The 14,936-nt window shown below is 67.8% G+C and carries 4 protein-coding genes, 1 tRNA gene and 2 rRNA genes (1 of these 7 running past the window's edge); 6 read left to right on the top strand and 1 reads right to left on the bottom strand.

Features of this window, described 5'->3' with window-relative positions; genetic code table 11:
* The 3 genes from KME66_RS06835 to KME66_RS06825 form a co-directional block, all read left to right on the top strand.
* Nucleotides 1–1,794, top strand: a 23S ribosomal RNA gene (locus KME66_RS06835) (it extends 1,327 nt beyond the left edge of the window).
* A gap of 81 nt (nt 1,795–1,875) precedes the next feature.
* Nucleotides 1,876–1,992: ribosomal RNA gene (gene rrf, locus KME66_RS06830) — 5S ribosomal RNA — on the top strand.
* Between the two features lie 225 nt (nt 1,993–2,217).
* Nucleotides 2,218–2,290 (top strand) — tRNA-Thr (locus KME66_RS06825).
* 79 nt (nt 2,291–2,369) lie between these two features.
* On the opposite strand, the gene KME66_RS06820 is transcribed toward KME66_RS06825, so the two are convergent.
* Nucleotides 2,370–4,997 (bottom strand): SpoIIE family protein phosphatase, encoded by a 2,628-nt coding sequence (locus KME66_RS06820; RefSeq protein WP_216320153.1) that lies wholly within the window; start codon nt 4,995–4,997, stop codon nt 2,370–2,372.
* Between the two features lie 401 nt (nt 4,998–5,398).
* Between KME66_RS06820 and KME66_RS06815 the strand changes: the two genes are divergently transcribed.
* The 3 genes from KME66_RS06815 (at nt 5,399) to KME66_RS06805 (ending at nt 14,701) form a co-directional block, all read left to right on the top strand.
* Entirely contained in the window at nt 5,399–10,858 is a 5,460-nt protein-coding gene (locus KME66_RS06815; RefSeq protein ID WP_216320151.1) for a HAMP domain-containing protein, read from the top strand.
* Between the two features lie 244 nt (nt 10,859–11,102).
* Nucleotides 11,103–11,780, top strand: a complete 678-nt coding sequence (locus KME66_RS06810) for a two-component system response regulator (RefSeq protein ID WP_216320148.1) — start codon at nt 11,103–11,105, stop codon at nt 11,778–11,780.
* 134 nt (nt 11,781–11,914) lie between these two features.
* Nucleotides 11,915–14,701, top strand: a complete 2,787-nt coding sequence (locus KME66_RS06805; protein WP_073228341.1) for a DNA translocase FtsK — start codon at nt 11,915–11,917, stop codon at nt 14,699–14,701.
* Nucleotides 14,702–14,936 lie beyond the last annotated feature (235 nt).

The raw sequence follows: 14,936 nt of genomic DNA, 5'->3' as shown, positions 1-14,936 counted from the left end.
AAGCAGCCGCGGAAGCGAGTTGTGGACGGTTCACGAGTGAGAATGCAGGCATGAGTAGCGATACACACGTGAGAAACGTGTGCGCCGATTGACTAAGGGTTCCTGGGTCAAGCTGATCTGCCCAGGGTAAGTCGGGACCTAAGGCGAGGCCGACAGGCGTAGTCGATGGACAACCGGTTGATATTCCGGTACCCGCTTTGAAACGCCCAGTACTGAATCAGGCGATGCTAAGTCCGTGAAGCCGGCCCGATCTCTTCGGAGTTGAGGGTAGTGGTGGAGCCGATGAACCAGACTTGTAGTAGGTAAGCGATGGGGTGACGCAGGAAGGTAGTCCAGCCCGGGCGGTGGTTGTCCCGGGGTAAGGGTGTAGGACGCACGGTAGGTAAATCCGTCGTGCATGGAGTCTGAGACCTGATGCCGAGCCGATTGTGGTGAAGTGGATGATCCTATGCTGTCGAGAAAAGCCTCTAGCGAGTTTCATGGCGGCCCGTACCCTAAACCGACTCAGGTGGTCAGGTAGAGAATACCGAGGCGTTCGGGTGAACTATGGTTAGGAACTCGGCAAAATGCCCCCGTAACTTCGGGAGAAGGGGGGCCATTTCTGGTGATAGCACGTGCTGCTTGAGCTGGGGGTGGCCGCAGAGACCAGCGAGAAGCGACTGTTTACTAAAAACACAGGTCCGTGCGAAGCCGTAAGGCGATGTATACGGACTGACGCCTGCCCGGTGCTGGAACGTTAAGGGGACCGGTTAGCTGCTCTTCGGGGTGGCGAAGCTGAGAACTTAAGCGCCAGTAAACGGCGGTGGTAACTATAACCATCCTAAGGTAGCGAAATTCCTTGTCGGGTAAGTTCCGACCTGCACGAATGGCGTAACGACTTCTCGACTGTCTCAACCATAGGCCCGGTGAAATTGCACTACGAGTAAAGATGCTCGTTTCGCGCAGCAGGACGGAAAGACCCGGACCTTTACTACAGTTTGATATTGGTGTTCGGTTCGGCTTGTGTAGGATAGGTGGGAGACTGTGAAGCGGCCACGCCAGTGGTTGTGGAGTCGTCGTTGAAATACCACTCTGGTCGTGCTGGATGTCTAACCTGGGTCCGTGATCCGGATCAGGGACAGTGTCTGATGGGTAGTTTAACTGGGGCGGTTGCCTCCTAAAGAGTAACGGAGGCGCCCAAAGGTTCCCTCAGCCTGGTTGGTAATCAGGTGTTGAGTGTAAGTGCACAAGGGAGCTTGACTGTGAGACCGACGGGTCGAGCAGGGACGAAAGTCGGGACTAGTGATCCGGCAGTGGCTTGTGGAAGCGCTGTCGCTCAACGGATAAAAGGTACCCCGGGGATAACAGGCTGATCTTCCCCAAGAGTCCATATCGACGGGATGGTTTGGCACCTCGATGTCGGCTCGTCGCATCCTGGGGCTGGAGTCGGTCCCAAGGGTTGGGCTGTTCGCCCATTAAAGCGGTACGCGAGCTGGGTTTAGAACGTCGTGAGACAGTTCGGTCCCTATCCGCTGTGCGCGTAGGAATATTGAGAAGGGCTGTCCCTAGTACGAGAGGACCGGGACGGACGAACCTCTGGTGTGCCAGTTGTTCTGCCAAGGGCATGGCTGGTTGGCTACGTTCGGAAAGGATAACCGCTGAAAGCATCTAAGCGGGAAGCCTGCTTCGAGATGAGTATTCCCACCTCCTTTGAGGGGTTAAGGCTCCCAGTAGACGACTGGGTTGATAGGCCAGATGTGGAAGCCCGGTAACGGGTGGAGCTGACTGGTACTAATAGGCCGAGGGCTTGTCCTCAGTTGCTCGCGTCCACTGTGTTAGTTCTGAAATAACGAACGGCTGTGTTGTTGCCCGGTTGGTTTGATTGTTTCATAGTGTTTCGGTGGTCATTGCGTTAGGGAAACGCCCGGTTACATTCCGAACCCGGAAGCTAAGCCTTTCAGCGCCGATGGTACTGCAGGGGGGACCCTGTGGGAGAGTAGGACGCCGCCGAACAATTATTGTGGGAGAGCCCCGCACCGTGATGGTGCGGGGCTTTTCTGCGTTTCAGGCACCGCATCCTGTTCTCGGGCGTCGCGGCCCCGGCCTCCAGATACACCCCTACGCGCACTCCCGGGTGTTTCTGGCTCCCGGTCATGTGCCACTCCCGGGCCGGCGGACGCGATTATGCGTATCCCCTGATCCCGTGTATGGTTTACCTCGTTGCCACAGCGCAACGAGGCCCCAATAGCTCAGTCGGTAGAGCGTCTCCATGGTAAGGAGAAGGTCTGCGGTTCGATTCCGCATTGGGGCTCAGAACAACGAAAGGCCCCCGCTACATGGCGGGGGCCTTTCGCGTTGCCGTGAAGTGTGCGGAGCCGAAGCCGGAGTCGTCAGAGGAGGGGAGGCTCCGGGACGCGCATGGCCAGGATCGCCATGTCGTCCGAGGCCGGCTCCGCTGCGAAGCGCTCCACGGCCCGCAGGATGCGTGAGGCGACCGCTCCGGCCGTCAGGCCCGTACACGTCGACAGGACATCGGCGAGACCGTCGTCGCCCAGCATGCGGGTCCCCTCGCGGCGTTCGGTGACGCCGTCCGTGACGCACAGCAGGACGTCTCCCGGACTGAGGACGACCTCCTGCTCGTACAGGTCCAGATCGTCGAGCACACCGAGCAGCGGCTGCGGTTCCGCGGCGGACTCCACGGAGCCGTCCTGGCGCAGGCGCAGTGGCAGCGGATGGCCGGCGCAGACCACCTTCAGGAGGGCGCTGCCGTCCTCCTGGGGCCACAGCTCGCCATAGAGGAGGGTCAGGAAGCGACTGCGGGCTCCCTCGTCGAGGATCGCCGCGTTGAGGCGCTCCAGGACCGCCGGGCCGCCGAAGCCCTCGCGGGCCAGCAGGCGCAGCGCGTGGCGGGCGAGGCCCGTGACGGCGGCCGCCTCGGGGCCCGTACCGCAGACGTCGCCGATGGCGAAGCCGTACGCGCCGTCGCGGATGGGGAAGACGTCGTAGAAGTCGCCGCCGACCTCGTTGCCCTCGCCCGCGGCGCGGTAGATGACCTCGATCTCGACGTTCGGCACGTCGGGGAGGCCCGGGGGCAGCAGGCTGCGCTGGAGGGACTGGCTGATCGCCATGCGCTCCGAATACAGGCGGGCGTTGTCCAGGGCCAGGGCGGCCCGACGGGACAGGTCCTCGGCCAGTTCCAGGATCTCCTGGCGGAAGTGGTCGTCCGAGGGCTTCCCGAGCGTCAGCATGCCGATCACGCGGTTGCGGGCGACCAGCGGCAGGACCACCGTCTCGCCGCCGACCGCCTGGGCCGTGGCGAGCGTGGTGCGGGTGGCGGTGCTCATGCTCAGCGGGGCGTCGTGGGCCAGGCTGCGGGTCGACGTGGACAGCGCCGCGCGGTGGCCCGCCTCCGCGGGGGCGGCCCAGACGCGGGCGCCCGGAGTGGGGACCGGATCCGGTGGGGCGATCTTCGAGAGCAGGGCCTTGAGGCCGTCGATGAGGTCCTCGTCCTCGTGGAGCACGTACGAGAGATACGGATCGGACGACTGGTCCGCGATGGTGTAGACGGCGCACCAGGTGGCCAGGGTCGGGACGGTCATCTGGGCCATGAGCGCCAGGGTCTGGTCCCGGTCCAGCGTGCCGGCCAGCAGGTCGGAGGCCTCGACGAGGAAGGACAGGGAGCCGCGGCGCAGCCGCTCCAGCTCGCCGAGGCGGGCGGACTCCACGGCCAGCGCGATGCGGTCGGCCGCGAACTGGAGCCGCAGGGCCTCCTCGTTCGAGTAGCGGCCCGCGCCCTCCGCCGCGACGCCGAGGGAGCCCGTGAGCCGGCCCTCGACCTTCAGCGGGACCGTGACGACCGAGCGCATCCCGGTGTCGGTGAGGAGCGGGACCGCACCGGGGACGGCGGTCAGATCCTCGTGCACGGCCGGCATGCGGGCGGAGCCGTAGCGTCCCGTCCCGGCTTCGACCGGGACCCGGGCGAAGCGCTGACGGGCCGAGGGGAGGCCCGTCGTGGCGCGGACCTCCAGCTCCGTCTCGTCGTCGGTGGCCAGGAGCAGGAACGCGGCGTCGGCGTCGAGCATGTCGCGGGCGCGTTCGACCGTCCGCTGGAGGAGGCCGTCGAGGTCGTCGGGGGCGGGGGAGCCGATGAAGACCTCGAACGGGTCCACCGTGCGGCTGTCGGAGGAGGCGTCGGAGACCGGGGCGCGGACCGGGGTCTGGAGGACGGCGCGCTCGTCGTCGCGGACGAGCAGGCAGACCGTGGACGGGTCGCCGTCGGTGTCGCGGACCCGCAGGTGCGACGCGTAGACGGCGATCGTCCGGCCGTCCGCGCCCCGGATGCCGTAGCTGCCCTCCCAGCGGGAGAGCTGGAGGGCGTCGGCGATGCCGGTGTTGGTCCCCGGGGTGTGCGGCCAGGCCACGAAGTCGGTGAACTGCTTGCCGGTGACCTGCTCCGCGGTGTGCCCGAAGACGTACGCGGCGTCGTCGTTCCACGCGCTGATCGCGCCGACGCTGTCGATCTGCACGACGGCGACCCGGATCCGCTGGTCGGTGACCGGGAGCAGCGAGGTGGGCAGGACCGGGCCGGCGGAGCGGATGCCCACGGGCCGCTCGGGCAGGTCCAGCTGGAACCACACGTGCTTGCGGGTGCGGGAGTACTCCACGCCCCAGCGGGAGGCCAGAGCGGCGCAGAGCAGCAGACCGCGGCCGTTCTCGCGGTCCGGGCTGCCGAAGTCGAGGGCGCTGCTCTGGAGCGGGACCTCGCGTTCCGGATAGTGGTCGGAGACCTCGACGCGGACGCCTTCCCCGGTGCGCAGGCACAGGACGTCGGCCGCCGTCCCCGCATGGATGACGGCGTTGGTCACGAGTTCACTGGTGAGGACGACGGCGTCGTCGACGAGATCGTTGTAACCCCACCCCTGAAGCGTGTCCCGGACGAAGGCGCGGGCGGTCGCGACGGAGCGCCCGACCGGTTCGAAGGTGGCGGCCGCGCGCGCGGTGATCACAGCACTCCCCATATTGGTGTCTCGTCGCTTCCCCGAGTCCTGTGCCCGTTTATCGCCGCTTCGATTCGCTTGCCAGGCTAGACGTTCGCCCAGGGTGCCGGATACACGAGGGCCGAGTTCGGGACAAGTCGTCCCGGTGGTGGTGCGCGGGCGCACAAGTATGGACTCCCGGTACAGGGGACGGGGGACAACCGGTGCAGGTTGCCCGCGGACCTGTTCCGGCCTGGTACGTTGCAACGATTTGACGTCCGCCCCGCTACCCGTTGACGGTGTGCTGTGGCGGTGAGCCAAAGTGGAACTGGGCAAGCTTCCGGATAGGCCCGAGTGAAACGGTCAACCCCTGCGGGAGGGACACGGTGGAGTCTGGCGTGGCGGCGCAGGGTTCGAAGGCGCGTACAAAAGGCGGACAGTCCGTGAAAAAGCAGCGCAATGGCACCGTCGAAGTGGACGCGGCAGCTCTGAACAGAGTGCTCGCGGGCCTCGTGGCGATGCGCGACGGCAATTTCCGCAGGCGGCTCACCGTCTCCGGCGACGGCGTGATGACGGAGATCGCGGCGGTCTTCAACGAGGTCGCCGACCGGAATCTCCACCTGACCGGTGAGCTGGCTCGCGTACGGCGGGTGGTCGGGCGGGAGGGGAAGCTCACGGAGCGGCTGGAGACGGGCGCCTGCGAGGGTTCCTGGGCCGCCGCGATCGACGCCTCCAACGAGCTCGTCGACGATCTCGCGCGGCCGGTCTCCGAAGTGGGCCGGGTCCTGTCGGCGGTCGCCGACGGTGATCTGGAGCAGCGGATGGAGCTGCGCTCGCACACGCAGGACGAGACGGTGCGGCCGCTGCGCGGTGAGTTCCTGAAGGTTGCCCGTACGGTCAACAACCTGGTCGACCAGCTGTCGGTCTTCACCGAGCAGGTGACCCGGGTCGCCGTCGAGGTGGGCACCGAGGGCAAGCTCGGGGGCCAGGCGCAGGTGCGGGGCATGTCCGGGTCCTGGAAGGACCTCACGGACTCCGTGAACACCATGGCGTACCGGCTGACGGCCCAGGTGCGGGACATCGCGCTGGTGACGACGGCGGTCGCCAAGGGGGATCTGTCGCGGAAGGTCACCGTCCATGTGGCCGGTGAGATGCTCCAGCTGAAGAACACCGTCAACACGATGGTCGACCAGCTGTCCTCCTTCTCCTCCGAGGTGACGCGCGTCGCCCGTGAGGTGGGTACGGAGGGCGAGCTGGGCGGCCAGGCGACCGTGCCGGGTGTGGCCGGGGTGTGGAAGGACCTCACCGACTCCGTCAACACGATGGCGGGCAACCTCACCTCCCAGGTGCGCGGGATCGCGGAGGTGACGACGGCCGTCGCGAGCGGTGACCTGACACAGAAGGTCACGGTGAGCGCGCGCGGTGAGGTAGCGCAGCTCGCCGAGACGATCAACCAGATGACCGAGACGCTGCGGACCTTCGCGGACGAAGTGACGCGGGTGGCGAGCGAGGTCGGTGGCGAGGGTCTCCTCGGCGGCCAGGCGCAGGTGCCGGGGGCCGCGGGGACGTGGAAGGACCTCACCGACTCGGTGAACACGGTCTTCCGGAACCTCACCACGCAGGTGCGCGACATCGCTCAGGTGACGACCGCGGTGGCCAGCGGTGACATGTCGCAGAAGGTCACGGTCGATGTGGCCGGCGAGATGCTGGAGCTGAAGAACACCGTCAACACGATGGTGGACCAGCTCCAGTCGTTCGGTTCCGAGGTGACCCGCGTGGCCCGGGAGGTCGGCGTCGAGGGCCGGCTCGGCGGGCAGGCCGAGGTGCCGGGCGCGGCGGGGACGTGGAAGGACCTCACCGACTCGGTGAACACCGCGTTCCGCAACCTGACCGGTCAGGTCCGGGACATCGCGCAGGTCACCACGGCCGTCGCCAACGGTGACCTGTCGCAGAAGGTCACCGTGGACGTGGCCGGCGAGATGCTGGAGCTGAAGAACACCGTCAACACGATGGTGGCGCAGCTCTCCAGCTTCGCCGACCAGGTGACGCGGATGGCCCGGGACGTGGGCACCGAGGGCCGTCTCGGCGGTCAGGCGCGGGTGGACGGCGTCTCGGGTACGTGGAAGGAGCTCACGGACTCCGTCAACTTCATGGCGGGGAACCTCACCTCCCAGGTGAGGCAGATCGCCCAGGTGACGACGGCGGTGGCGCGGGGTGACCTGTCGCAGAAGATCGACGTGGACGCCCGGGGCGAGATCCTGGAGCTCAAGAACACCATCAACACCATGGTCGACCAGCTCTCCGCCTTCGCCGACCAGGTCACACGGGTGGCCCGCGAGGTGGGTACGGACGGCCGTCTCGGCGGCCAGGCGCAGGTGCCCGGTGTCGCCGGAGTGTGGCGCGATCTGACCGATTCGGTGAACGGGATGGCGGGGAACCTCACCGCTCAGGTCCGTAACATCGCGCAGGTCGCCACGGCGGTGGCGCGGGGTGACCTGTCGCAGAAGATCGACGTGGACGCCCGGGGCGAGATCCTGGAGCTGAAGAACACCCTCAACACGATGGTGGACCAGCTGTCCAACTTCGCGGAGCAGGTCACGCGGGTCGCCCGTGAGGTGGGTACGGAGGGCATCCTCGGCGGTCAGGCCGAGGTGCAGGGCGTGTCCGGTACGTGGAAGGACCTCACCCAGTCCGTCAACGGCATGGCGAACAACCTGACCCTCCAGGTCCGCAACATCGCCGAGGTCACCACCGCGGTCGCCAAGGGCGATCTCTCGAAGAAGATCACGGTCGACGCCAAGGGCGAGATCCTCGAACTGGTCACGACCGTGAACACGATGGTCGACCAGTTGCTGAACTTCGCCGACGAGGTGTCCCGGGTGGCCCGTGAGGTGGGCACCGAGGGGATTCTCGGCGGTCAGGCACGGGTGCGCGGGGCGACCGGCATCTGGAAGGACCTCAGCGAGAACGTCAACCTGATGGCGAACAACCTGACCAGCCAGGTGCGGAACATCTCCCGGGTCTCCTCCGCGGTCGCCAACGGCGATCTGACGAAGAAGGTCACCGTCGAGGCGCGCGGCGAGGTCGCGGAGCTGGCCGACACGGTCAACACGATGGTGACGACGCTGTCCTCCTTCGCCGACGAGGTCACGCGGGTGGCCCGTGAGGTGGGCACGGAGGGCGAGCTGGGCGGCCAGGCCCGGGTGCCGGGGGTCGCCGGTACGTGGAAGGACCTCACCGAGTCCGTGAACTCGATGGCGTCCAACCTGACCGGCCAGGTGCGGCAGATCGCCACGGTCACCACCGCCATCGCCAAGGGCGACCTGACCAAGAAGATCGACATCGACGCGCGCGGTGAGATCCAGGAGCTGAAGAACACCATCAACACGATGGTCGACCAGCTGTCCTCGTTCGCCGAGCAGGTGACCCGGGTCGCCCGCGAGGTGGGCACCGAGGGGCAGTTGGGCGGTCAGGCGAGGGTGCGGGACGTGGACGGCACCTGGCGCGACCTCACCGAGTCGGTGAACGAGATGGCCGGGAACCTCACCCGGCAGGTGCGCGCCATCGCGGCCGTCGCCACCGCGGTGACCCGCGGCGATCTGAACCTCAAGATCGACGTGGACGCGGCCGGCGAGATCCAGGTCCTCCAGGACAACATCAACACGATGATCGCGAACCTCCGCGACACCACCCTCGCCAACAAGGAGCAGGACTGGCTGAAGGGCAACCTCGCCCGGATCTCCGGTCTGATGCAGGGCCGCCGTGATCTGGACGACGTGGCCTCGCTGATCATGAGCGAGCTGACGCCGGTGGTCTCGGCGCAGCACGGGGCGTTCTTCCTGGCCATGTCCCCGGGCGACTCGGACGAGGTCGGTCCGGACAACGACGAGGACGGCTCGTACGAGCTGCGGATGCGGGGGAGTTACGGCTACTCGGCGGGTTCGATGCCGACCTCGTTCCGGCCCGGTGAGACGCTCATCGGGACGGCGGCAGAGGAGAAGCGGACGATCCAGGTCGACCATGTGCCGCCGGGGTATCTGAAGATCTCCTCCGGTCTCGGGGAGGCGCCGCCCGCGCATGTGATCGTGCTGCCGGTGCTCTTCGAGGGCAAGGTGCTCGGAGTGATCGAGCTGGCCTCCTTCCAGCCGTTCACGCACATCCAGCGGGACTTCCTCAACCAGCTCGCCGAGATGATCGCGACGAGCGTCAACACGATCAGCGTCAACACCAAGACCGAGAAGCTGCTGGAGCAGTCGCAGGAGCTGACGGAGCAGCTGCGTGACCGCTCGCAGGAGCTGGAGAACCGGCAGAAGGCCCTCCAGGCGTCCAACGCCGAGCTGGAGGAGAAGGCCGAGCTGCTGGCCCAGCAGAACCGCGACATCGAGGTGAAGAACACCGAGATCGAGGAGGCGCGGCAGGTGCTGGAGGAGCGCGCCGAGCAGCTCGCGGTCTCGATGCGCTACAAGTCCGAGTTCCTGGCGAACATGTCGCACGAGCTGCGCACCCCGCTCAACTCGCTGCTGATTCTGGCGAAGCTGCTGGCGGACAACGCCGAGGGCAATCTGTCGCCGAAGCAGGTGGAGTTCGCCGAGACGATCCACGGGGCGGGGTCGGACCTGCTCCAGCTGATCAACGACATCCTCGACCTCTCCAAGGTCGAGGCGGGCAAGATGGATGTCAGCCCGACCCGGATCGCGCTGGTCCAGCTGGTCGACTACGTGGAGGCGACGTTCCGCCCCCTCACCGCGGAGAAGGGGCTCGACTTCTCCGTACGGGTGTCACCGGAGCTTCCGGCGACGCTGCACACCGACGAGCAGCGGCTCCTCCAGGTGCTGCGCAACCTGCTCTCCAACGCGGTGAAGTTCACCGACAGCGGCGCGGTGGAGCTGGTGATCCGGCCCGCCGGCGCCGATGTGCCGAACGCGATCCGCGAGCATCTGCTGGAGGCGGGTTCGCTGCGGGACGCCGACGCCGATCTGATCGCGTTCTCGGTCACCGACACCGGGATCGGGATCGCGTCCAGCAAGATGCTGGTGATCTTCGAGGCGTTCAAGCAGGCGGACGGTACGACGAGCCGGAAGTACGGCGGTACCGGTCTCGGGCTCTCCATCAGCCGGGAGATCGCCCGGCTGCTCGGCGGGGAGATCCATGCGGCGAGCGAGCCCGGACGGGGTTCGACCTTCACCCTGTACCTGCCGTTGCACCGCGCCGAACTGCCGCCCCAGGGCTACCCCCCGGTGGGTTCCGGTTCCGCCGAGGTGCTGGGCGGCTCGGGCGAGATGGGGCAGGCGCAGTCACCGCAGGGCCAGTCGGCTCCGTACGGCGACCCGGCCAACTCCGCCGGGGTGTTCCGCAGGCGCCGCAAGGCCCTGGGTGACGCGGGCCGCAAGCCCGCTCTGCCGGCCGGGCGCACGGCGTCCGAGAGCGCCCCGCAGCAGGAGGAGTGGGTGCAGGGGAGTCAGGGCGAGAGCCAGGGGCAGGACCAGGGCGCGGCGGTCGAGCCGGCGCCCCGGCGGACGTTCCGCTTCCGCGGCGAGAAGGTGCTCATCGTCGACGACGACATCCGCAACGTCTTCGCGCTCACCAGTGTGCTGGAGCAGCACGGCCTCTCCGTGCTGTACGCGGAGAACGGCCGGGAGGGCATCGAAGTCCTGGAGCAGCACGACGATGTGACGGTCGTGCTGATGGACATCATGATGCCGGAGATGGACGGGTACGCGACGACGACCGCGATCCGGCGGATGCCGCAGTTCGCCGGGCTGCCGATCGTCGCGCTCACCGCGAAGGCGATGAAGGGCGACCGGGAGAAGGCCATCGACTGCGGAGCTTCCGACTACGTAACGAAGCCTGTCGATCCTGATCACCTGCTTGCGGTGATGGAGCAGTGGATGCACGGAGAGTGATCGAGGATTGAACGAATTGGCGTGAGTTGTTGACCGACTGTGCTCGAACGGGTGTGAACGCGCTGCATTCGGGGAACCTTCTGGTCTCCCACCGCGTTTGCGTTATGTGCACAGTGACATCGCGGTGACAGGGTGTGGCGACGGGCGGGGTGCGGCTACCATGACCGGCACAAGGACGGACGGCGTAAGGGAGTCGTCCCCTGGGGCGGCACCCGGTGCATTTCCGGGGCGAGGAGGGCGGGCCATGGTGCAGAAGGCCAAGATCCTCCTGGTCGATGACCGGCCGGAGAATCTGCTGGCGCTGGAGGCCATCCTCTCTGCGCTCGATCAGACACTGGTCCGGGCATCGTCAGGGGAGGAGGCGCTCAAAGCGCTGCTCACGGACGACTTCGCGGTCATTCTGCTGGACGTCCAGATGCCGGGCATGGACGGTTTCGAGACGGCCGCGCACATCAAGCGACGGGAACGGACCCGGGACATCCCGATCATCTTCCTCACCGCGATCAACCACGGTCCGCACCACACCTTCCGCGGGTACGCCGCCGGTGCGGTGGACTACATCTCCAAGCCGTTCGACCCGTGGGTGCTGCGGGCCAAGGTCTCCGTCTTCGTCGAGCTGTACATGAAGAACTGCAAGCTCCGCGAGCAGGCGGCTCTGCTGCGGCTCCAGTTGGACGGCGACGGCCACGCGGGCGGCGAGCACGAGAAGGAGTCGGCCGGGCTCCTGGCCGAACTCTCCGCACGGCTCGCGGCGGTCGAGGAGCAGGCGGAGGCGCTCTCCAAGCAGCTCGACGACGAGTCCGCGGACGCCGCCGCGGTCGCCACCGCCGCCCACCTGGAGCGCAAGCTGACCGGCCTGCGCCGTGCGCTGGACGCCCTGGAGCCGGGCACCGGCGGGGGCGTCGTGCCCGCACAGAGCTGACTCCCCCCTCTCCCGGTGAAGAGGCGCCCGTGCCCATGAGGCGGCGTCAGTTCCCCGCTGCCCGGGGGCGACACGGTCGGGTGAACCAGTAGGCGAACGTGTTCACGGGCGACGACAGCGGTAACCTCGGCACCATGGCCTCACGTACGTCCGGCAAGGGTTCCCAGGGCACGGCGGGCACCACCAAGCGCGTCGGCCGTACTCCGGGCCCGGCGAAGAAAGCCGCGCCCGCCAGGAAGACCGCACCGAAGAAGTCGGCCGCCCCCGCCAAGCGGGCGCCCGCGAAGAAGGCGGCGGCCAGGAAGCCCGCGCCCAAACCCGCGCCGTCCCCCACCGGGGGCGTCTACCGGCTGGTGCGCGCGGTCTGGCTCGGTGCGGCCCACGGCGTCGGTGCGGTGTTCCGGTCGATAGGGCGCGGCGCCAAGGGACTTGACCCCGCCCACCGCAAGGACGGGCTCGCCCTGCTGCTGCTCGGCCTCGCGCTGATCGTCGCCGCCGGCACCTGGTCCAACCTCCAGGGCCCGGTCGGCGATCTGGTCGAGATGCTGGTGACCGGCGCTTTCGGCCGACTCGACCTGCTCGCCCCGATACTGCTGGGCGCGATGGCGGTACGGCTCATCCTCTACCCGGAGCGGCCCGAGGCCAACGGCCGTATCGTCATCGGGCTGTCCGCTCTCGTCGTGGGCGTCCTCGGCCAGGTCCACATCGCCTGCGGCTCGCCCGGCAGGGACGCGGGCACCGAGGCCATGCAGGACGCCGGCGGGCTGGTCGGCTGGGCCATGTCCAAGCCGCTGATCTTCATGATGGGCGAGGTGCTCGCCGTACCGCTGCTGGTGCTGCTGACCGTGTTCGGGCTCCTCGTCGTCACCGCCACCCCGGTCAACGCCATTCCGCGGCGGCTGCGTCAGCTCGGCGTCCGCCTCGGCATCGTCGAACCCACCCCCGAGGAGATCGAGGGCTACGAGGACGACGACGAGCGCTACGACGAGCAGTGGCGGGAGGCCCTCCCCGGGCGGAACCGTCGGCCCGGCACCCGGCGGACGGACGCGGGCCCGGTCCACGACGACCACGACCGGGCCGAGGAGGAGGCGCTCACCAAACGCCGCCGGACCCGCAGGCCCTCCGCGCAGCCCGCCATGAACCGGCCGCTGGACGCGGTCGACGTCGCCGCGGCCGCCGCTGCCGCGCTCGACGGCGCCGTACTCAACGGCATGCCGCCCTCGCCCGTCGTCGCCGACCTGACCCAGGGCGTCTCCGCGGACCGGGAACGCACCGGAACGCCCGTGCCCGGGGCCCGGGAGGCCGAGGAGCGCCCGAGGCCCGGAGTCCGGAAGTCCGCCCCCGCGTCCGAGGGCGCCGAGGAGCGGTCGGGCGGGGTCCCCGACCTGACCAAACCCGCCCCGGAGTCCGCGCCGGGGCTCCCCGCCCGCGCCGAGCAGCTCCAGCTCTCCGGCGACATCACCTACTCCCTGCCCTCGCTCGACCTGCTGGAGCGAGGCGGCCCCGGTAAGACCCGCAGCGCCGCCAACGACCGCGTGGTCGAGTCGCTGACCACCGTCTTCACCGAGTTCAAGGTGGACGCCGCGGTCACCGGCTTCACCCGGGGGCCCACCGTCACCCGGTACGAGGTGGAGCTCGGCCCCGCGGTGAAGGTCGAGAAGATCACCGCCCTGACCAAGAACATCGCCTACGCGGTGGCCAGTCCTGACGTGCGGATCATCTCGCCGATCCCGGGCAAGTCGGCCGTCGGCATCGAGATCCCCAACAGCGACCGGGAGATGGTCAACCTCGGCGACGTGCTGCGCCTGGCCGAGGACGACGACCCGATGATGGTGGCCTTCGGCAAGGACGTCGAGGGCGGCTACGTCATGCACAGCCTGGCGAAGATGCCCCACATGCTCGTGGCCGGCGCCACCGGCTCCGGCAAGTCGTCCTGCATCAACTGCCTGATCACCTCGATCATGGTGCGGGCCACCCCCGAGGACGTGCGGATGGTCCTCGTCGACCCCAAGCGCGTCGAGCTGACCGCGTACGAGGGCATCCCGCATCTGATCACCCCGATCATCACCAACCCCAAGAAGGCCGCAGAGGCGCTGCAGTGGGTCGTGCGCGAGATGGATCTGCGCTACGACGACCTCGCCGCCTTCGGCTACCGGCACATCGACGACTTCAACAAGGCGGTACGCGAAGGCAAGGTGAAGCTCCCCGAGGGGAGCGAGCGCGAGCTGTCCCCGTACCCGTATCTGCTGGTGATCGTCGACGAGCTGGCCGACCTCATGATGGTGGCCCCGCGCGACGTCGAGGACTCGATCGTCCGCATCACCCAGCTCGCCCGCGCGGCGGGTATCCACCTGGTGCTCGCCACCCAGCGGCCCTCGGTCGACGTCGTGACCGGCCTGATCAAGGCGAACGTGCCCTCCCGGCTCGCCTTCGCCACCTCGTCGCTCGCCGACAGCCGCGTCATCCTCGACCAGCCCGGGGCCGAGAAGCTCATCGGCAAGGGCGACGGACTCTTCCTCCCGATGGGCGCCAACAAACCCACCCGTATGCAGGGCGCCTTCGTCACCGAGGAGGAGGTCGCCGCCGTCGTCCAGCACTGCAAGGACCAGATGGCCCCGGTCTTCCGGGACGACGTCGTCGTCGGTACGAAGCAGAAGAAGGAGATCGACGAGGACATCGGCGACGACCTGGACCTGCTCTGCCAGGCCGCCGAGCTGGTCGTCTCCACGCAGTTCGGATCGACCTCGATGCTCCAGCGCAAGCTGCGGGTCGGCTTCGCCAAGGCGGGCCGGCTCATGGACCTGATGGAGTCCCGCTCCATCGTCGGACCCAGCGAGGGATCCAAGGCGAGGGACGTCCTGGTGAAACCCGACGAGCTCGACGGGGTGTTGGCCGTCATCCGCGGGGAATCCGCTCCATGACGCAATCCGCTCCGTAAAGGTTTGGTGGGCAACCGTTTCGTACGGTCGTACGTCCAGTTGAAGGGAGGGACGCAGCCGTGTTCCTCCCCGCAGCTCCCTCCCTCACCACCTCTGCCACTCCCACCCCGTTCGGCCCACTACAGGTTGACCAGTCCTCGATCGGGGCTGTTCTCCGCTCCCTGCTCCGCACCGGAGCCGGAGGCGGGAACGTCCGGCGAGACCCGATGGCGTACAA

Origin of the sequence: Streptomyces sp. YPW6 (genome assembly GCF_018866325.1) — a bacterium.
Classification (GTDB): domain Bacteria; phylum Actinomycetota; class Actinomycetes; order Streptomycetales; family Streptomycetaceae; genus Streptomyces.
This window is presented reverse-complemented; position numbering and strand designations above follow the sequence as displayed.

Excerpts from the sequence above, each read along its gene's own strand:
- KME66_RS06820 (WP_216320153.1), bottom strand. The coding sequence starts at position 4,997 with ATGGGGAGTGCTGTGATCACCGCGCGCGCGGCCGCCACCTTCGAACCG.
- KME66_RS06810 (WP_216320148.1), top strand. The coding sequence starts at position 11,103 with ATGGTGCAGAAGGCCAAGATCCTCCTGGTCGATGACCGGCCGGAGAAT.
- KME66_RS06805 (WP_073228341.1), top strand. The coding sequence starts at position 11,915 with ATGGCCTCACGTACGTCCGGCAAGGGTTCCCAGGGCACGGCGGGCACC.